The sequence below is a fragment of the Pseudomonas sp. BC42 genome (genome assembly GCF_021560055.1).
In the GTDB taxonomy this organism is placed as follows: Bacteria; Pseudomonadota; Gammaproteobacteria; order Pseudomonadales; family Pseudomonadaceae; genus Aquipseudomonas.
The window spans coordinates 3,348,877-3,368,493 of the sequence record NZ_CP091067.1 but is presented as its reverse complement, the minus strand read 5'-3'; the positions used below and the strand labels follow the sequence as shown (position 1 = coordinate 3,368,493).

Genomic DNA, 19,617 nt, shown 5'->3' with positions numbered 1-19,617 from the left:
AAGGCAGGCACTCAATGGGCCGGGCCGAGAAAGCTCAGCCAGCGCCGCTCCGCCAGGCGGAAGGCCGCCACCAGGCCGAAGGACAGCCCCAGGTACAGAAGACCGGCGAGGCCGAACGCCTGGAAGGTCAGGAAGGTCGCCGCATTGGCATCCCGGGCCACCTTGAGGATGTCCGGGATGGTGGCGGTGAAGGCCACCGAGGTCGCGTGCAGCATCAGGATCACTTCGTTGCTGTAGTACGGCAGTGCCCGACGCAGCGCCGAGGGCAGGATCAGCCGCCGGTACAGGCGCCAGCCACTGAGGCCATAGGCGTGGGCCGCCTCGATCTCGCCATAGGGAATGCTGCGGATGGCGCCGGCGAAGATCTCCACGGTGTAGGCGCAGGTGTTGAGGATGAAGGCCAGCAAGGTGCAGTTCATGGCATCGCGGAAGAAGGCTTCCAGCAATGGTTGCTGACGAATCGCGGCGATCCCGTACAGCCCGCTGTAGCAGATCAGCAGCTGGATATACAAAGGCGTGCCGCGAAACACGTAGGTGAACAGCTGCACCGGCCAGCGCAACAGGGCCCAGTGGGAGGCGCGCACGATCGCCAGGGGCAGCGACAGGACAAAACCCATGGCCAGGCTGGCCACCAGCAGCCACAGGGTCATGGCCAGGCCGGTCAGGCTCTCGCCGTCACTGAACAGAAAGGGACGCCAGTATTCCTGGATCAGCTCGATCATCGCGACAGCCCTCGCACGCCTTGGTTGTAGCGCCGTTCCAGCAGGCGCAGCAGCTGGTTCGAGGCGCTGGTGATCAGCAGGTACAGGGCCGCCGCCAGGAGCAGGAAGTCCAGCATGTTGAAGGTGCTCTTGCCGGCCTCCTGGGCCACCTTGACCAGATCCGAAAGACCGATGATCGACACCAGGGCCGTGGCCTTGAGCAGCACCAGCCAGTTGTTGCCCAGGCTGGGCAAGGCGTAGCGCATCATTTGCGGGAACACCACGAAACGAAAGCGCTGCCAGCGACCGAGGCCGAAGGCCGCCGCCGCTTCCTGCTGGCCCCGGGGCACGCTGAGCATCGCCCCGCGAAAGGTTTCGGTGAAATAGGCGCCATAGATGAAGCCCAGGGTGATGATCCCGGCCACGAAGGGGTCGATTTCCATGTAGGGCCAGTCCAGTAGCTCGGTCAGGGCCGTGAGCCAGCCTTGCAGGCTGTAGAAGATCAGCAGCATCAGCACCAGGTCCGGCACCCCGCGAATCAGGGTGGTGTAGCAGGTCGCCGGCAGGTTCAGCAGGCGCAGGGGCGAGAGCTTGGCAGCCGCGCCCAAAAGGCCCAGGGCCATGCTCACCAGCAGCGCCAGGGCCGAGAGTTTCAGGGTCACCCAGGTGCCGTGCAGCAACAGCGGGCCATAGCCTTGCAGGACCGTCAGGTCGAGGCCGAAGAGAGTCGTCGAGGTATTCACGCCAATCACCTTGCAGACGCCGCGGCCGGCCCCGGGACGGATCGCATCTGTCCCGGGGCCGGCCAGGGGCGATCAGTTGTTGTAGAGGTCGAGGTCGCCGAAGTACTTGCGCTGGATCTGGGCGTAGATGCCCTTCTCATGCAGGGCCTTGATGGCGCCATTGAGCATGGCCTTGAGTTCGTCCTGGTCCTTGCGCAGGCCGATGGCGATCTCCGCCGGTACCAGCGGATCGCTGATCCCGGCGCTGTTCTCGAAATCGGCGCCCTGGGGCGAGGCCAGGAAGCTCATCTGCGCTTGCAGCTTGTCCTGGATCGAGGCATCCAGGCGGCCGTAGACCAGGTCGGCGTAGACCTGGTCCTGGTTCTGGTAGGCCCGCAGCTTGACCCCCGCCGGGCCTAGCTTGGCCTTGGCGTAGGTTTCCTGGATGGTGCCCTGCATGTAGCCCAGGGTCTTGCCCTTGAGGGATTCGCCGGTGGGCTCAAGACCCGAGCCCTTGCGGGTGACGATGGCGGTCGGCCCGGCATACAGCCGGTCGCTGAAGTCGATCTGCTTGCGCCGCGCATCGGTGACGGTCATCGACGATTCGATGGCGTCGAACTTGCCGGCCTTGAGCGCCGGGATCAGGCCGTCGAAGTCGTTGCTGATCCACACGCACTTGAGCTTGAGTTCGGCGCAGATGGCGTTGCCCAGGTCGACGCCGAAGCCTTGTACGCCGCCGTCGGCGGTGCTGGATTCAAAGGGCGGATAGCTTGGATTGACACCAAAGCGCAGTTCCTTCCATTCCTTGGCGCTGGCGCCCATGGAAACGCACGCGATTGCCAGAAGCGGCACGGCCAGCCATTTTTTAGTCATCTTCAGAGTCCCGGATTATTTGGATTTATAGCGGTCCGGCGCTGGCGTCGGACCCCACTTGTGACAGGGGCAGAGAGTGGGTGCGGGGTTAGCGCAGTCGAGTTCTTGTTGTGAGTGGGCAGGCCCGGCGGTCAATGCCCGAGCTACCTCCGGTTGCCGCGGTCTACGCTGCAACGGAGCGCCAGAATGCCAACAGCCAAAGCCTCCCTGGTGTCGTAAGGGGCGCCTGAAACAGCCTGGATCGGCTGATAACGGCTATTTCACAGCCGATTCTGTCGCCAAGGCTCTAGACCTTGACCCAGAGCTGTCTTGCAAGGCCCGGCAGGTATTTATCGTCATGCAAAAATGCACAGTCGACCTGCAGCTTTCGGGGTTGTAATCGGCAAATTTGCACTGTTACGATCCGCCGATGCTCGCGCGCGAGCCTCATACAAAAAACAATAAAAGCAGGGAGTTAGTGATGACTGCTCAGGTTTCATCCCAGACGACACGGGACCTCGACGCCACCTCGGACGAGGTGCTGGTGGAGGTGCGCAACCACATCGGTCACCTGACCCTCAACCGCCCCGCCGGACTCAACGCCATCACCCTGTCGATGGTGCGCACCTTGCAACGCCAGCTCAACGCCTGGGCCCAGGATCCGCTGATCCACGCGGTGGTCCTGCGCGGCGCCGGGGAAAAGGCCTTCTGCGCCGGCGGCGACATCCGTTCGCTGTACGACAGCTATCAGGGCGGCGATACCCTGCACGAGGATTTCTTCGTCGAGGAATACGCCCTGGACCTGACCATCCACCATTACCGCAAGCCGGTGCTGGCCCTGATGGACGGCTTCGTTCTCGGTGGCGGCATGGGCCTGGTGCAAGGCGCCGACCTGCGGGTGGTCACCGAGCGCAGTCGCCTGGCGATGCCGGAAGTGGCCATCGGTTACTTCCCGGATGTCGGCGGCAGTTACTTCCTCTCGCGGATACCCGGTGAGCTGGGCATCTACCTGGGCGTCAGCGGCGTGCAGATCCGCGCCGCCGATGCCCTGTACTGCGGCCTGGCCGACTGGCACCTGGACAGCGGCAAGCTGGACCTGCTGCACCAGCGCCTGGATCGCCTGCACTGGAGCGACTCGCCGCTCAAGGACCTGCAGGGCCTGCTGGCCAAGCTGGCGGTGCAGAGCCTGCCCGACGCGCCGCTGCAAGCCCTGCGCCCGGCCATCGATCACTTCTTCGCCCTGCCGGACGTGGCGAGCATCGTCGAGCAACTGCGCAGCGTCACGGTTGCCGACAGCCACGAGTGGGCCACGACCACCGCCGACCTGCTGGACAGCCGCTCGCCCCTGGCCATGGCCGTGACCCTGGAGATGCTGCGCCGCGGCCGGCACCTGAGCCTGGAGCAATGCTTCGCCCTGGAGCTGCACCTGGACCGCCAGTGGTTCGAGCGCGGCGACCTGATGGAGGGCGTGCGCGCCCTGATCATCGACAAAGACAAGACCCCCCGCTGGAATCCACCGACCCTGGCCGCCCTCGAAGCGCAGCGGGTGGCGAGCTTCTTCAGCGGTTTCGACGACAGCGGGAGCTGAGCCCATGCACGACATTGAACTGAGCGAAGAACAAGTGATGATCCGCGACATGGCCCGGGACTTTGCCCGTGGCGAGATCGCGCCCCATGCCCAGGCCTGGGAAAAGGCCGGCTGGATCGACGACGCCCTGGTGCGCAAGATGGGCGAGCTGGGCCTGTTAGGCATGGTGGTCCCCGAGGAATGGGGCGGCAGCTACCTGGACTACGTGGCCTACGCCCTGGCGGTGGAGGAAATCTCCGCCGGCGACGGCGCCACCGGCGCCTTGATGAGCATCCACAACTCGGTGGGCTGCGGGCCGATCCTCAACTACGGCAGCCAGGAGCAGAAACAGCAATGGCTACCGCGCCTGGCCGCCGGCGAAGCGATCGGCTGCTTCTGCCTGACCGAACCCCAGGCCGGTTCCGAAGCCCACAACCTGCGCACCCGCGCCGAGCTGCGCGACGGCCAGTGGGTGATCAACGGCGCCAAGCAGTTCGTCAGCAACGGCAAGCGCGCCCAACTGGCCATCGTCTTTGCGGTGACCGACCCGGAACTGGGCAAGAAAGGCCTGTCGGCGTTCCTGGTACCCACCGACACCCCGGGGTTCATCGTCGACCGCACCGAGCACAAGATGGGCATTCGCGCCTCCGACACCTGCGCGGTCACCCTCAACCAGTGCACCATCCCCGAAGCCAACCTGCTGGGCGAACGGGGCAAGGGCCTGGCCATTGCCCTGTCCAACCTTGAGGGCGGCCGCATCGGCATCGCCGCCCAGGCCCTGGGCATCGCCCGCGCCGCGTTTGAAGCGGCCCTGGCCTACGCCCGGGAACGGGTGCAGTTCGACAAGCCGATCATCGAACACCAGAGCATCGCCAACCTGCTGGCCGACATGCACACCCGGCTCAATGCCGCGCGCCTGCTGATCCTGCACGCCGCGCGCCTGCGCAGCGCCGGCCAACCCTGCCTGTCGGAGGCCTCCCAGGCCAAGCTGTTCGCTTCGGAGATGGCCGAGAAGGTCTGCTCCTCGGCCATGCAGATCCATGGCGGCTACGGGTACCTGGAGGACTACCCGGTGGAGCGCTACTACCGCGATGCGCGGATCACCCAGATCTACGAAGGCTCCAGCGAGATCCAGCGCCTGTTGATTGCCCGCGAGCTGAAGCATTACCAGCTGTAGGCATTGACGCCGAAAACAAAAAATCGCAGCCCAGGCTGCGATTTTTTTTGCTCCCATGGCCGCCCTCCTCGTCACGCGCGATCTGCAGTGCAAGAGCCCCATAAGCCCTGTTGGGTGCTGTCGAGCAGGAGGGCTGGCGGTAGTTGGCCGCAGTGCGTTCAAAAAGATATTCAACGCAAGATCCGGAGTTCCGCGCCGTTCGCAGCGGCCTAAGGTTGGCTCAACGCTCAGGCAAAGGAGGTCGATCATGAAACAACTGCACGACAAAGTCGCGATTGTCACGGGGGCCACGTCGGGAATCGGTCAGGCCGCCGCCCGGCTGTTCGCCCAGGAAGGCGCGCGCCTGATAGTGACTGGCCGTCGGGGCGACGCACTGGATGCGTTGGTCGCCCAGATCCAGCAAGCCGGTGGCGAGGCACTTGGGGTTGCCGGTGACATTCGCAGCGAGGCACTGGCCGAGCGCCTTGTGGCGCTGGCGCTGGAGCGTTTCGGTGGGTTGGATATCGCCTTCAATAACGCCGGAATCACAGGTGAAGCCCAGTCCGTCTCCGAGTTGACCCTTGGCCAGTGGCAAGCCGTGCTCGACTGCAACTTGACCAGTGCCTTTCTCGGGGCCAAGTACCAGTTGCCAGCTCTGCGCAGCCGCGGCGCAGGGTCCATTATTTTCACGTCCAGCTTTGTCGGGCACCGCGTCGGTTTTCCCGGTATGGCGGCGTATGCCGCGAGCAAGGCCGCGCTGATCGGGTTGACCCAGGTCATCGCCGCTGAAGAAGGCCCCCACGGCATTCGTGCCAACGCGCTACTGCCCGGAGGCACCGACACGCCCATGGGCCGTGCAGCCACCGACACGCCAGAGAAACGCGCCTTTGTCGAAAACCTGCATGCCCTCAAGCGCCTCGCCCGTCCCGAGGAAATTGCCCGCGCGGCGCTGTTTCTCGCGTCGGACGCCGCCAGTTTCGTCAGCGGGACGGCGATGCTGGTTGAGGGGGGAGTTTCCATCAATCGCAGCTAGGGTCTGTTCCCGTTTGGTGACGAGCCGCGTTGCTGGGCCAAACGGTGCGAGGCAAGGCGCGGGATGCCGCCAATGGTTGTTCCCTTGGCAAATCCCGCAACGCAGCCTTGCGCCGTTTGGCACGCAACCCGAAGGGACGGGGCTCACTGGGCACAGGGCGGCGTTGCTCGGAGCTTATTGGGAACAACCAAACTGCGCTCCTCGCGCCTTGCCCTGTGCCCAGTGGGCCACCGTCGCGGCCTGTCACCAAACGGGAACAGACCCTAGGCGCTGCGGTTGAGAATGCAGGGACGCCGGATGAACGCCGCGTCCTGCCAGGGGCGGTGCGGTTACTGATCCTTGAACTGCGGATCACGCTTGGCGATGAAGGCGGCCATGCCCTCTTTCTGGTCCTGGGTGGCGAAGGCGGCGTGGAACACCCGGCGTTCGAAGCGCACGCCTTCGGACAGGCTGACTTCGAAGGCGCGGTTCACGCTTTCCTTGATCATCATGCTCACCGGGATCGATTTTGCGGCGATCACGGCGGCGACCCTCAGGGCTTCTTCCACCAGCTCGTCCGCCGGCACGATGCGCGCGACCAAGCCGCAGCGTTCGGCTTCCACGGCGTCGATAAAGCGTCCGCTCAGGCATATTTCCATGGCCTTGGCCTTGCCCACGGCGCGGGTCAGGCGCTGGGTGCCGCCCATGCCCGGCAGCACGCCGAGGTTGATTTCCGGCTGGCCGAACTTGGCGTTGTCACCGGCCAGGATGAAGTCGCACATCAAGGCCAGTTCGCAGCCGCCACCCAGGGCGAAGCCGTTGACCGCGGCGATGATCGGCTTGCGCCGGTTGGCCACGCGGTCGCTGTCGCTGAACAGGTCGTCGAGGTAGATCTGCGGGTAGGTCAGCTCGGCCATTTCCTTGATGTCGGCACCGGCGGCGAAGGCTTTCTTCGAGCCGGTGATGACGATGCAGCCGATCTGCGGGTCGGCTTCCAGGCGGTCCAGGGCCTGGTTCACCTCGCCGACGATCTGCGCGTTGAGGGCGTTCAGCGCCTGGGGACGGTTGAGGGTGATCAGACCGACCCGGTCCTTGATGTCCAACAAGATGGTTTCGTAGCTCATGTATCAGCTCCTGCTAAAAAGTCAGAGATTGCGCGAAATGACCATGCGCTGGATGTCGCTGGTGCCTTCGTAGATCTGGCAGATGCGCACGTCGCGGTAGATACGCTCCAGCGGGAAGTCGCTCAAATAGCCATAACCGCCCAGGGTTTGCAACGCCGCCGAACAGACCTTCTCGGCCATTTCCGAGGCGAACAGCTTGGCCATCGAGGCTTCCACCAGGGCCGGCTTGCCGCTGTCGCGCAGGGCCGCGGCGTAATGCACCATTTGCCGCGCCACGGCGATCTGGGTGGCCATGTCCGCCAGGCGAAACGCCACGGCCTGGTGCTCGATGATCGGCTTGCCGAAGGTTTCGCGCTCGCGGGCGTAGTCTCGCGCCGCTTCGAACGCGGCCCGGGCCATGCCCACCGATTGTGCGGCAATGCCCACGCGGCCGCCTTCGAGGTTGGCCAGGGCGATCTTGTAGCCCTCGCCCTCCTCCCCCAGGCGGTTGGCCAGCGGCACCTTCACATCCTCGAAAAGGATCTGGCAGGTGTCGCTGGCGTGCTGGCCGAGCTTGTCCTCGATGCGCGCGACCTTATAGCCCGGCGCATCGGTGGGCACGATAAAGGCGCTGATGCCGCGCTTGCCGGCCGCCGGGTCGGTGACCGCGAACACGATCACCACCCCGGCGTTCTGCCCCGAGGTGATGAACTGCTTGCAGCCGTTGAGCACATAGTGGTCGCCGTCGCGGCGGGCCCGGGTTTTCAGGCTGCTGGCGTCGGAGCCGGCCTGGGGCTCGGTGAGGGCGAAGGCGCCAAGCATGGCGCCGCTGGCCAGGGGCTTGAGGAAACGCTCTTTCTGCTTGTCGTTGCCGAACTTGAGGATCGGCACGCAGCCCACCGAGTTGTGCACGCTCATGATGGTGGAACAGGCGCCATCACCGGCGGCGATCTCCTCCAGGGCCATGGCATAGGCCAGGTAGCCGGTGTCGCAGCCGCCCCACTGCTCGGGCACCAGCATGCCGAAGAAGCCCAGCTCGGCCATCTCGGCGATGGCCTCCCTGGGAAAGCGGTGCTCGCGGTCCCAGTCGGCGGCAAAGGGCTTCAGACGCTCCTGGGCAAATTGCCGGGCGGCGTCGCTGATCTGCAGTTGTTCGTCATTGGGCAACATCGGGATTCCTCGTTACAGGCATTCAACGGCCATGGCCGTGGCTTCGCCACCGCCGATACAGATCGCGGCCACGCCACGCTTGAGGCCCTTCTGGCGCAGGGCCGAGAGCAGGGTCACCAGGATCCGCGCGCCGGAGGCACCGATCGGATGGCCCAGGGCGCAGGCGCCACCGTGCACGTTGACCTTGGCGTGGGGAATGTCCAGCTTGTTCATGGTCACCAGGCTGACCACGGCGAAGGCTTCGTTGATTTCGAACAGATCGACATCGCCCAGGGCCCAGCCGGTCTTTTTCAGCAGCCGCTCGATGGCGCCCACCGGGGCCACCGGGAACAGGCTCGGGGTGTCGGCGAAGGCCGCGTGCCCGTGGATCACCGCCAGCGGCTTGAGGCCGCGCTTGTCGGCTTCGGAACGGCGCATCAGCACCAGGGCCGCGGCGCCGTCGGAGATCGAGCTGGCGTTGGCGGCGGTCACGGTACCACCGTCGCGGAACGCCGGCCTCAAGGTGGCGATCTTGTCCAGCTTGGCCTTGGGCGGCTGTTCGTCATCGCTGATCAGCTTCGACTCCTTGCCGATCATCACCTGCAGGGGAACGATCTCGTCCTTGAACAGGCCGTCCTTGATCGCCTGCTGGGCGCGGGTCAGGGAAGCCACGGCGAAGTCGTCCTGGGCCTGGCGGGTGAAGCCGTTGGCCTCGGCGCAGTCCTCGGCAAAGGTGCCCATCAGGCGGCCCTTGTCGTAGGCATCTTCCAGGCCGTCGAGGAACATGTGATCGAGCACCTTGCCATGGCCCATGCGGTAACCGCTGCGGGCGCGGTCCAGCAGGTACGGGGCGTTGGACATGCTTTCCATGCCCCCGGTGACCACCACCTCGGCGCTGCCGGCCAGCAGCATGTCGTGGGCCAGGATGGTGGCCTCCATGCCTGAGCCGCACATCTTGTTCAGGGTGGTGCAGCGGGTGCCCTTGTCCAGGCCGGCGCCCAGGGCCGCCTGGCGCGCCGGGGCCTGGCCAAGGCCGGCGGACAGCACGCAACCGAACAGCACTTCCTCCACCGCTTGCGGGGCGATTCCTGCGCGCTCTACCGCGGCGCGGATGGCCTCGGCCCCCAGTTGCGGGGCGCTGAGGCCCTTGAGTTCACCCTGGAAACCGCCCATCGGGGTGCGGACGGCGCTGACAATGACGATTGGATCGTGGGCAATGGACATGAGAATTCCTCCTTACTTGGCGGCCATGCGCAAGGCGCCGTCGAGACGGATCACCTCGCCGTTGAGCATGCTGTTTTCAATGATATGCCGCACCAGCGCGGCGTACTCGGCGGGTTTGCCCAGGCGCGGTGGGAACGGCACCCCGGCGGCCAGACCGGCGCGCACTTCGTCGCTCATGCCGGCCATCATCGGGGTTTCGAAAATCCCCGGGGCGATGGTCATCACCCGAATGCCGAAACGCGCCAGCTCGCGGGCCACCGGCAGGGTCAGGCTGGCGATGGCGCCCTTGGACGCCGCATAGGCGGCCTGGCCGATCTGCCCGTCGAAGGCGGCGATGGAGGCGGTGTTGATGATCACCCCGCGCTCGCCATCGGCATCGGCCGCACTTTCGGCAATGGCCGCCGCGGCCAGGCGCAGCAGGTTGAAGCTGCCGATCAGGTTGACGTTGATCACCTGGCTGAAGCTGGCCAGGGCATGGGGGCCGTTCTTGCCCAGGACCTTCTCGCCGCGCACGATGCCGGCGCAGTTGACCAGGCCGTTGAGCCCGCCAAAGGCCTTGACCGTGGCCTGCACCGCCGCTTCGGCCGCGGCCTCCTGGCTGATGTCCGCCACCACGCTGTGGCAGCCCAATTGCTGGGCCCGGGCCGCCACGGCCTCGGCATTGAGGTCCACCAGCATCACCTTGGCGCCGGCGGCCACCAGCATTTCAGCGCTGGCCGCACCGAGGCCGGAAGCGCCGCCACTGACGAGAAAAACCTTGTTTGCGATCTGCATCGTTTCAATCCTGTTTACGCGGTAGCTGTTGACGCCGCGGCCTCTTGAGCCTTGGCGATTTCCTGGTTGCGCAAGATAAAGCGCTGCAATTTGCCGCTGGGGGTCTTGGGCAAATCACTGACAAATTCGATTTCACGGGGGTAGGAATGGGCCGCCAGGCGCTTGCGCACATGCTGGCGCAATTCCTCGGCCAACTCCGGCGTGGCGCGGTACTGCTCGCTGAGCACCACGAAGGCCTTGACCAGCTCGGTGCGCTCCGGATCGGGCTTGCCCACCACCGCCGCCTCCACCACCGCCGGGTGTTCGATCAGGGCACTTTCCACGTCGAAGGGACCGACCCGGTAGCCGGACGTGGTGATCACATCGTCGCTGCGGCCGACGAAGCTGATGCTGCCGTCCTGGTTCAGCTCGACGGTGTCGCCGCTGAGGTAGTAGTCACCGACGAACGCCTTGGTCGGCACCCCGGCGTAACCGGCGAACCAGCACATTGGCGACTGGCTGCGGTCGATGGCCAGGATGCCCGGCTGGCCCACCCCCAGCTCGCGGTACTCTTCGTCCAGCACCACGATGCGGTGGCCGGGCGAGGCGAAACCGGCGGCGCCGACATGCACCGGGTGGTCCAGGCCGTGGTGGTTGCACAGCACCATGCCCAGCTCGGTCTGGCCGTAATGGTCGTGGATCACCACGTCCAGCTGTTCGGCGAACCAGCGGATGACTTCCGGGTTCAGCGGCTCACCGGCGCTGCTGACGATGCGCAGGCGCCCCTTGATCGAACGAGCGAACTGGTCGCCGCCGGCGATCAGCAGGCGGTAGGCCGTAGGCGAGCCGGTGAGGTTGGTGATGCCGTACTTGTTGATCACCCGGCAGGTGCTTTCCAGGGTGAAGGGGCCATCGTAGAAGGTGATCGGGTGACCCAGGCCCAGCGGCCCGGTAACGCCGAAATAGATGCCGTAGGCCCAGCCCGGGTCGGCGACGTTCCAGAACGCATCCTCGGGGCGCAGGTCCACCGCGTCGCGGGTGTAGTTCTGGAACGCGACAATGGCCTTGAGCGGCACTTCCAGGGCTTTCGACGGGCCGGTGGTGCCCGAGGTGAACATCAGCAGGAACGGGTCTTCGCCGGTCAGCAGCACCGGCTCGCACTGGGCCGGGTACTGTTCCAGCTCGGCCCAGAAACTGAAATCGCCGCGCACGATGCCCTGCCCTTTGGCCGCCGCGACCGTGACGATGGTCGGGCACTCGGCGACTTCCGCCAGCTTCGGCCGGTTCACCGCGTCGCAGATCACCAGCTTGGCCTTTGAACTGTTGAGGCGGTGCTCGATGGCCTTGGGGCCAAAGGCGGTGAACAGCGGCTGGTACACCGCGCCGATGCGCCAGGTGGCCAGCACCGTGATCAGCAACTCGACATTGCGCGGCAGCAGCCCGGCGACCTTGTCGCCCTTGCCGACCCCCTGGGCCAGGAAGAAATTGGCCAGGCGTGCGGCCTTGTCCTGCAGTTCAGTGAAGGTATAGGTGGCGCTGCTACCGTCGCGGCCCTCCCAGAACAGCGCGATGCGCCCGGGCAACGCATGCCGGTCACAACATTCGACGCAGGCATTGAGCGCCGACAGCGAACCCGCCAGGGCGGCGTCGACACAGTGCTGATAATTGAAATCCTTGATGGCGGACTGGTAGTTGCGCATTGCCTGAATCCCTCACTGTTCTTATTAGGATGGGAACCTCATGAAAAGCAGGGAAATACTGGCGCCAGAGCCCTCGCGCGACAATGGTCAAAGCTATCAAGTTGCGTGACCGGTTTGGCCAAGAACCCACCCTGGCCGTGACGACCGGCAGGCCCCGCGCTCGTTGCAGGAACCGGCTTGCCGGCGCAGGCGCAACCGCAGTGGTGCACGGCTTGCGGGCCTCTTCGCCGGCAAGCCGGCTCCTACAGGGAACTGCACGGTGTATCTGACTGCTGTAGGAGCTGGCTTGCCAGCGAAGGCGACGGCCGGGGCGGCGCAGGGCTTGCCGCCCCTTTGTCGGCAAGCCGCTTCCTACGAGAGGTCCGGGTCGTTGAGGATCAGGCTGCGGTAATGCCCGGGGTTGGACCCGGACCATTTGCGAAACGCCTTGTAGAACGAGCTGGTGTCGGCAAACCCCAGGCGCCCGGCTATCTCGGCGAAACTCAGTTGCGGCTCCGCCAGCCAGACAATTGCCAGTTCCTTGCGCACGCTGTCCTTGAGGGCCTGGTAGCTCTGGCCCTCCTCGGCCAGGCGACGGCGCAGGGTCGAGGCGGACATGCACAGGCTCTGGGCCAGGCTTTCGCTTTCCGGCCACTGCTCGCCGGGCAATTGCCGCAACTGCTGCTTGATGCGGCTGGCCAGGCTCTCGGGGTCGCGGTACTTCACCAGGATGTTGGCCGGGGCCTGGGCCAGGAAGCGCTTGAGCTCTTCCTCGCTGCGCTTGATCGGCAGGTCCAGGCAATCGGCGGCGATGATCATCCGCGTGCGCGACCGGGCAAAGCGCAGGTTGTCGGAGAACATCACCCGGTAGTCGTCGCAGAAGTCCGGCTGCGGGCAGCGCAGCTCGATCGCCAGGATCGGAATCCGCCGCCCTGCCAGCCAGCAGGCTACGCCATGGACGATCATCCAGTAGGTGAAATAGGTGAAGGCCCGGCCCGGCGCATGCTCGTCGTCCTGCAGGACGATTTCCGCCAGGCTCTGCTGGCGCACCAGTTGCGCCGGCAGGCGTTCGAACATCAGCGACAGAAAGCCCAGCACCGAATCCAGCCCCGCCGCCAGGGTCGGCTGGGCCATGGCCGAGCGGCAGAGAAAGGCCAGGCTGCCGGACTTCAGCCGGCGCGGATCCATGCCGAAAAACTCGTCATCCAGACGCCGGGCCAACAGCCGCCAGAGCCGGGCATAGGCGCTGGCCGGGACGCGCGCGCAGCCCTGCTGCAGGAGCGCCGGATCAATCCCGACCTTGTTCAGCACTTCCGCGGTGGCCGCCCCCGGCGCACAGCTTTGCAGCAGCGCCTCGCGCACCAGTTGCATGGAGATGGTGTCTTTTTCCGCCATCGTGACCAACGTTTTCCTAAGGATCCCGGGATCGCCATCTTAGGCAGTGACCGGGAAAAAGCCAGTGGGCTTTGGCCGTAGTTGACAGCCTTGCACCAGCGAAAACCGATACGGATTCGTCCGCCCCTGCATCGCCCCGCCACCCGGGCAAGCCGCGCAACCCGCGACCACGGCCAACGACCCGCTATCCCGGCAGTGCAAAAAAGTATCGATTCAAGTGTCAGGGATGATTTGTCAGCACCGCGTTGGCGGGCTGTAATCAGCCCACATTCTGCCTCGTCCGGCAGAAGACATAACAACAATAACCGTCCTTCTGCAGCCCGCACCGGCGCAGAACAGGAGTGACCGATGAACCCTTGCACCAAAGCCCTGCTCGTCACCACCTGCATGACCCTCAGCAGCGTCACCCTCGGCGCCCAGACCCTGACCATCGCCACCGTCAACAACAGCGACATGATCCGCATGCAACGGCTGTCGAAAACCTTCGAGGCCGAGCACCCGGACATCCAGCTCAACTGGGTGGTGCTGGAAGAAAACGTCCTGCGCCAGCGCCTGACCACCGATATCGCCACCCAGGGCGGGCAGTTCGACGTACTCACCATCGGCATGTACGAGGCCGCGCTCTGGGGCGCCAAGGGCTGGCTGCAACCGATGCAGGACCTGCCCGCCAGCTATGACCTGGATGACGTCTTCCCCTCGGTGCGCGAGGGGCTGTCGGTCAAGGGCACGCTCTATGCCCTGCCGTTCTACGCCGAAAGCTCCATGACCTACTACCGCACCGACCTGTTCCAGCAGGCCGGCCTGAGCATGCCGGAGCGGCCGACCTGGGAGCAGATCGGCGAGTTCGCCGCCAGGCTCAACAAACCCGGCCAGGAGCAATACGGCCTGTGCCTGCGGGGCAAGGCCGGCTGGGGCGAGAACATGGCCCTGATCACCACCCTGGCCAACAGCTACGGCGCGCGCTGGTTCAATGAGCAATGGCAGCCCGAATTCACCGGGCCGGAGTGGAAGAACGCCCTGACCTTCTACGTCGACAACATGAAGAAATCCGGCCCGCCGGGGGCTTCGAGCAACGGTTTCAATGAAAACCTGGCGCTGTTCAACAGCGGCAAGTGCGCGATCTGGGTCGACGCCAGCGTCGCCGGCTCCTTTGTCACCGACCAGAGCCAGAGCAAGGTCGCCGAGCAGGTGGGCTTCACCTTTGCCCCGCATCAGGTCACCGACAAGGGTAGCGCCTGGCTGTATTCCTGGTCCTTGGCGATCCCCGCCAGTTCCAAGGCCAAGGATGCCGCCAGGACCTTCACCACCTGGGCCACCTCCAAGGAATATGCAGCCCTGGTGGCGGAGAAGGACGGCATCGCCAACGTGCCGCCGGGGACCCGGGCTTCGACCTACAGCGCGGCCTACATGAACGCCGCGCCGTTCGCCCGGATCACCCTGGAATCGCTGAAGGCGGTGGACCCCAGCAAACCGACCCTCAAGCCGGTGCCTTACATCGGCATCCAGCTGGTGACCATTCCCGAGTTCCAGGCCATCGGCACCCAGGTCGGCAAGCTGTTCTCCGCGGCGCTGATCGGCCAGAGCACGGTGGACCAGGCCCTGGCCGCCGCGCAGCAGAGCACCGAGCGGGAAATGAAGCGCGCCGGCTACCCGAAATAACCCGGCACGCCTGGTAGGAGCCGGCTGGCCGGCGAAGAGGCCCTTGAGTCTTGCGCAGTGTTCAAGGACGCCTTCGCTGGCAAGCCAGCTCCTACGCGCAACCCGGCCATGCCAGCGCAGTGTCGCGCCCCCTCATACCCAACTGGTTGTGATCCTCATGAATACCTCGACTGCCAAGCTCCATCTGCCAGCGCAGGCGGCTCCCCGCAAGCGTCGCCTGGCCAGCCCCGGCTGGTTTCTGGTCAGCCCCTCAGTGGCGTTGTTGCTGCTGTGGATGATCGTGCCCCTGGGCATGACCCTGTACTTCTCGCTGATCCGCTACAACCTGCTGTACCCCGGTGAAAACCCGTTCGTGGGCCTGGAGAACTTCAGCTACTTCCTCAGTGACTCGGGCTTTGTGCCCGGGGCCACCAACACCCTGTTGCTGGTGGGCAGCGTGCTGCTGATCAGCGTGGTGTTCGGCGTGTTGATCAGTGCCCTGCTGGAAGCCAGCGAGTTCTTCGGCCGCGGCCTGGTCCGGGTGCTGCTGATCTCGCCGTTCTTCATCATGCCCACGGTGGGCGCACTGATCTGGAAGAACCTGATCTTTCACCCGGTATCGGGCATCCTCGCCGCCGTGTGGAAGCTGTTCGGCGCCCAGCCGGTGGACTGGCTGGCCCATTACCCGCTGCTGTCGATCATCATCATCGTCTCCTGGCAGTGGCTGCCGTTCGCCATCCTGATCCTGATGACCGCCATGCAGTCCCTGGACCAGGAACAGAAAGAAGCCGCACGCCTGGATGGCGCCGGCCCCATCGCGATCTTCTGGCACCTGACCCTGCCGCACCTGGCGCGGCCGATCGCGGTGGTGGTGATGATCGAGACCATCTTCCTGCTCTCGGTGTTCGCCGAAATCTTCACCACCACCAACGGCGGCCCGGGCTACGCCTCGACCAACCTGGCCTACCTGATCTACAACCAGGCGCTGGTGCAGTTCGACGTGGGCATGGCGTCGGCCGGCGGCCTGATCGCCGTGGTCATCGCCAATATCGCCGCGATCATCCTGGTGCGGATGCTCGGCAAGAACCTGACCGACCAGAGCTGAGGAGCCCGCCATGACCCTGCAACAATCCCGACGCCTGCAAAGCCTGCTACTGGGCACCCTGGCCTGGGCCATCGCGATCCTGATCTTCTTTCCGATCTTCTGGATGGTGCTGACCAGCTTCAAGAGCGAAATCGATGCCTTTGCCACGCCGCCGCAGTTCATCTTCACGCCGACGCTTGAGAACTACCTGCACATCAACGAGCGCAGCAACTACTTCGCCTACGCCTGGAACTCGGTGCTGATCTCCTTCAGCGCCACCGCCCTGTGCCTGCTGATCGCGGTGCCGGCGGCCTACTCCATGGCCTTCTACGAGACTCGCCACACCAAGCGCACCCTGCTGTGGATGCTCTCGACCAAGATGCTGCCGCCGGTGGGCGTGCTGATGCCGATCTACCTGCTGGCCAAGAGTTTCGGCCTGCTGGACACGCGCATTGCGCTGATCGTCATCTACACCCTGATCAACCTGCCGATCGTGGTGTGGATGGTTTACACCTACTTCAAGGACATCCCCCGGGACATCCTTGAAGCCGCCCGCCTGGACGGCGCCACACTGGCCCAGGAGATGCTCCGGGTGCTGCTGCCGATCGCCAAGGGCGGGCTGGCTTCCACCGTGCTGCTGTCGCTGATCCTGTGCTGGAACGAAGCCTTCTGGTCGCTGAACCTGACCTCTGCCAATGCCGCCCCGCTGACCGCGCTGATCGCCTCCTACTCCAGTCCCGAAGGGTTGTTCTGGGCCAAGCTCTCGGCGGTTTCGACCCTGGCCTGCGCGCCGATCCTGATCTTCGGCTGGATCAGCCAGAAACAGCTGGTGCGCGGCCTGTCCTTTGGCGCAGTGAAGTAACCCTCGAATTGTTGGAGACACCCCATGGCTCACCTGAAAATCAGCAACCTGCAAAAAGGCTTCGAAGGCTTCGAGATCATCAAGGGCATCGACCTTGAGGTGAACGACAAGGAATTCGTGGTCTTCGTCGGCCCCTCGGGCTGCGGCAAATCCACCCTGCTGCGGCTGATCGCCGGGCTGGAGGAAGTCAGCGGCGGTCGCATCGAGCTGGACGGCCGCGACATCACCGAAGTCAGCCCGGCCAGGCGCGACCTGGCCATGGTGTTCCAGACCTACGCCCTGTACCCGCACATGAGCGTGCGCAAGAACATGTCCTTCGCCCTGGACCTGGCCGGGGTCGACAAGGCCCTGGTGCAGAAGAAGGTCGATGAGGCGGCGCGCATCCTCGAACTGGGGCCGATGCTCGAACGCAAGCCCAAGCAACTGTCCGGCGGCCAGCGCCAGCGCGTGGCCATCGGCCGGGCGATTGTGCGCAACCCGAAGATCTTCCTGTTCGACGAACCGCTGTCCAACCTGGATGCCGCGCTGCGGGTGCAGATGCGCCTGCACCAGGAGCTGCAGGCCACCATGATCTACGTCACCCACGATCAGGTCGAAGCCATGACCCTGGCGGACAAGGTGGTGGTGCTCAACGGCGGCCGGGTGGAACAGGTGGGCGCGCCCCTGGAGCTGTATCACAACCCGGCCAACCTGTTTGTCGCCGGCTTTCTCGGCACGCCGAAAATGGGCTTTCTCAAGGGCCACGTCAGCCAGGTCGACAGCCAGGGGTGCGAGGTGCACCTGCAGGCCGGGGCGCGCCTGCACCTGGGCCGCCACAGCACGCAACTCAAGGTCGGCAGCGCGGTGACCCTGGGCATCCGTCCCGAACACCTGGAGCTGGGCGAGCCCGGCCGCGCCAGCCTGCCGGTGACCGCCGACGTTGCCGAGCGCCTGGGCAGCGACACCTTCTGCCATGTCCGCAGCAGCGGCGGCGAAGCCCTGACCCTGCGCATCCGCGGTGACCTGGCCAGCCGTTACGGCGAGCAACTGCACCTGCAACTGGACCCCGAGCACTGCCATCTGTTCGATGACCAAGGCCAGGCCGTTCCCCGCTTGCTGCGCGCCGCCGCCTGATCCCCTGATGACCGAGAGCCCCCGCATGAAACTCAATCGCTTGAACCTCAGCCAATTGCCGCCCCAGGTGCGGCTGCCCGCCTACGGGCCCGCCGACACCCGCCAGGGCATTGCCCACATCGGCGTCGGCGGCTTTCACCGGGCCCACCAGGCCTATTACACCGACGCCCTGATGAACCGGGGCCTGGGCCTGGACTGGAGCATCTGTGGCATCGGCCTGCGCCCCGAGGATCGCCGCGCCCGGGACGATCTGGCCGGCCAGGACTACCTCTACAGCCTCTTTGAACTGGGTGACGGCGACGGCCACGAAGTGCGGGTAATCGGCGCCATCAGCCAGATGCTGCTGGCCGAGGACGGCGCCCAGGCGCTGATCGACAAGCTGGCCAGCCCAGAGATCCGCATCGTCTCCCTGACCATCACCGAGGGCGGCTACTGCATCGACGACAGCACTGGCGAGTTCATGCTCCATCTGCCGCAGATCCAGCACGATCTGGCCCACCCGCGGCAGCCGCGCACGGTGTTCGGTTTTCTCTGCGCCGCCCTGGCTCGACGCCGGGCCGCGGGCATCCCGGCCTTCACCCTGATGTCCTGCGATAACCTGCCGCACAACGGCGCGGTGACCCGCAAGGCGCTGCTGGCCTTCGCCGCCCGCCACGACGCCGACCTGCACGACTGGATCGCCCGTCACGTCAGCTTCCCCAACGCCATGGTCGACCGCATCACCCCCATGACCAGCAACGCTCACCGCCTGCAACTGCACGATGAACACGGCATCGACGACGCCTGGCCGGTGGTCTGCGAACCCTTTGTCCAGTGGGTGCTGGAAGACCGCTTCTGCAACGGCCGCCCGGCCTGGGAGCAGGTCGGCGTGCAGTTCACCGACGACGTCACGCCCTATGAAGAGATGAAGATCAAGCTGCTCAATGGCAGCCACCTGGCCCTGACCTACCTGGGTTTTCTCAAGGGCTACCGCTTCGTCCACGAAACCCTGGACGACCCGTTGTTCGTCGCCTACCTGCGGGACTACATGGACCTGGACGTGACCCCGCAACTGGCGCCGGTGCCGGGCATCGACCTGGCGGCGTACAAGGACACCCTGATCCAGCGCTTCTCCAATCGGGCGATTGCCGACCAGCTGGAGCGGGTGTGCAGCGACGGTTCATCGAAGCTGCCCAAGTTCACCGTGCCCACGGTCAACCGCCTGATCGCCGATGGCCGCGACACCGAACGCGCGGCCCTGGTAGTGGCGGCCTGGGCCCTGTACCTGCGGGGGGTGGACGAAAACGGCAGGCACTACTCGATCCCCGACCCCAGGGCCGAGTTCTGTCAGGCCCTGGTGGCCGACGACAGCCTGTTGACCCAGCGCCTGCTGGGGGTGGAAGAGATCTTCGGTGTGGCGATTGCGCGCTCCGCCGAGTTCATCGCCGCCTTCGAACGCTGCTTCAACAGCTTGCGCGAACACGGCGTAAGCCAGACCCTGGAACGCTTGCTGGCGCGATGAAGTGCCCTGGGCGGCAGCTTGCCAGGCAAGGGCCTGCGTGCCTTTTCGCCGCCTCGCCCAAGGCCCGGCAGCGGCCACCGGCCATAAGCGGCCGGGGCGGCCAGGC

The 19,617-nt window shown here is 65.4% G+C and carries 17 protein-coding genes; 8 read left to right on the top strand and 9 right to left on the bottom strand.

Annotation, left to right across the window (positions count from 1 at the left end; all coding sequences use genetic code 11):
• Positions 1–11: 11 nt before the first annotated feature.
• The 3 genes from L1O02_RS15505 to L1O02_RS15495 form a co-directional block, all read right to left on the bottom strand.
• Positions 12–722: an ABC transporter permease gene (locus L1O02_RS15505; protein WP_235760207.1), complete on the bottom strand. Its 711-nt coding sequence runs from the start codon at positions 720–722 to the stop codon at positions 12–14.
• Positions 719–1,444 (bottom strand): ABC transporter permease, encoded by a 726-nt coding sequence (locus L1O02_RS15500; protein WP_060839321.1) that lies wholly within the window; start codon positions 1,442–1,444, stop codon positions 719–721. Before L1O02_RS15500 ends, L1O02_RS15505 begins: the two co-directional genes overlap by 4 nt.
• Before the next feature lie 72 nt (positions 1,445–1,516).
• Positions 1,517–2,296, bottom strand: coding sequence for a transporter substrate-binding domain-containing protein (locus tag L1O02_RS15495; protein ID WP_108543776.1), 780 nt, complete (start codon positions 2,294–2,296; stop codon positions 1,517–1,519).
• Positions 2,297–2,756: 460 nt separating this feature from the next.
• On the opposite strand from L1O02_RS15495, the gene L1O02_RS15490 reads away from it, so the two are divergent.
• The 3 genes from L1O02_RS15490 to L1O02_RS15480 all read left to right on the top strand — a co-directional run bounded on the left by L1O02_RS15490 (position 2,757) and on the right by L1O02_RS15480 (position 6,031).
• The gene (locus L1O02_RS15490) at positions 2,757–3,863 is read left to right on the top strand and encodes an enoyl-CoA hydratase/isomerase family protein (protein WP_108543778.1); all 1,107 of its coding nucleotides are present in this window, start codon (positions 2,757–2,759) and stop codon (positions 3,861–3,863) included.
• Between the two features lie 4 nt (positions 3,864–3,867).
• The gene (locus L1O02_RS15485; protein WP_060839324.1) at positions 3,868–5,019 is read left to right on the top strand and encodes an acyl-CoA dehydrogenase family protein; all 1,152 of its coding nucleotides are present in this window, start codon (positions 3,868–3,870) and stop codon (positions 5,017–5,019) included.
• Between the two features lie 247 nt (positions 5,020–5,266).
• Entirely contained in the window at positions 5,267–6,031 is a 765-nt protein-coding gene (locus L1O02_RS15480; protein WP_108543780.1) for an SDR family oxidoreductase, read from the top strand.
• A gap of 329 nt (positions 6,032–6,360) precedes the next feature.
• Here L1O02_RS15480 and L1O02_RS15475 read toward each other — a convergent pair whose 3' ends face one another.
• The 6 genes from L1O02_RS15475 to L1O02_RS15450 all read right to left on the bottom strand — a co-directional run bounded on the left by L1O02_RS15475 (position 6,361) and on the right by L1O02_RS15450 (position 13,313).
• Positions 6,361–7,134, bottom strand: coding sequence for an enoyl-CoA hydratase (locus L1O02_RS15475; RefSeq protein WP_108543782.1), 774 nt, complete (start codon positions 7,132–7,134; stop codon positions 6,361–6,363).
• 21 nt (positions 7,135–7,155) lie between these two features.
• Positions 7,156–8,283 (bottom strand): acyl-CoA dehydrogenase, encoded by a 1,128-nt coding sequence (locus tag L1O02_RS15470; RefSeq protein WP_235760206.1) that lies wholly within the window; start codon positions 8,281–8,283, stop codon positions 7,156–7,158.
• A 12-nt stretch (positions 8,284–8,295) separates the two neighbouring features.
• Positions 8,296–9,486 carry an acetyl-CoA C-acyltransferase gene (locus L1O02_RS15465; RefSeq protein WP_108543784.1) on the bottom strand — a complete coding sequence of 397 codons (1,191 nt, stop codon included), beginning with the start codon at positions 9,484–9,486 and terminating at the stop codon, positions 8,296–8,298.
• Positions 9,487–9,498: 12 nt separating this feature from the next.
• A complete protein-coding gene (locus L1O02_RS15460) occupies positions 9,499–10,260 on the bottom strand; it encodes an SDR family NAD(P)-dependent oxidoreductase (RefSeq protein WP_060843608.1) in 762 nt (253 codons plus the stop codon).
• 14 nt (positions 10,261–10,274) lie between these two features.
• Positions 10,275–11,939: an AMP-binding protein gene (locus L1O02_RS15455; RefSeq protein WP_108543786.1), complete on the bottom strand. Its 1,665-nt coding sequence runs from the start codon at positions 11,937–11,939 to the stop codon at positions 10,275–10,277.
• Positions 11,940–12,290: 351 nt separating this feature from the next.
• Positions 12,291–13,313, bottom strand: coding sequence for an AraC family transcriptional regulator (locus L1O02_RS15450; RefSeq protein ID WP_060839331.1), 1,023 nt, complete (start codon positions 13,311–13,313; stop codon positions 12,291–12,293).
• A 348-nt stretch (positions 13,314–13,661) separates the two neighbouring features.
• On the opposite strand from L1O02_RS15450, the gene L1O02_RS15445 reads away from it, so the two are divergent.
• From L1O02_RS15445 to L1O02_RS15425, 5 genes are all read left to right on the top strand, one after another.
• Positions 13,662–14,972: a sugar ABC transporter substrate-binding protein gene (locus L1O02_RS15445; protein WP_060843610.1), complete on the top strand. Its 1,311-nt coding sequence runs from the start codon at positions 13,662–13,664 to the stop codon at positions 14,970–14,972.
• 157 nt (positions 14,973–15,129) lie between these two features.
• Entirely contained in the window at positions 15,130–16,056 is a 927-nt protein-coding gene (locus tag L1O02_RS15440; RefSeq protein ID WP_129406140.1) for a sugar ABC transporter permease, read from the top strand.
• 10 nt (positions 16,057–16,066) lie between these two features.
• A complete protein-coding gene (locus L1O02_RS15435) occupies positions 16,067–16,897 on the top strand; it encodes a carbohydrate ABC transporter permease (protein WP_108543794.1) in 831 nt (276 codons plus the stop codon).
• A 24-nt stretch (positions 16,898–16,921) separates the two neighbouring features.
• A complete protein-coding gene (gene ugpC, locus L1O02_RS15430; RefSeq protein ID WP_235760205.1) occupies positions 16,922–18,010 on the top strand; it encodes a sn-glycerol-3-phosphate ABC transporter ATP-binding protein UgpC in 1,089 nt (362 codons plus the stop codon).
• 25 nt (positions 18,011–18,035) lie between these two features.
• Positions 18,036–19,511, top strand: coding sequence for a mannitol dehydrogenase family protein (locus tag L1O02_RS15425; protein WP_060839336.1), 1,476 nt, complete (start codon positions 18,036–18,038; stop codon positions 19,509–19,511).
• Positions 19,512–19,617: the final 106 nt, after the last annotated feature.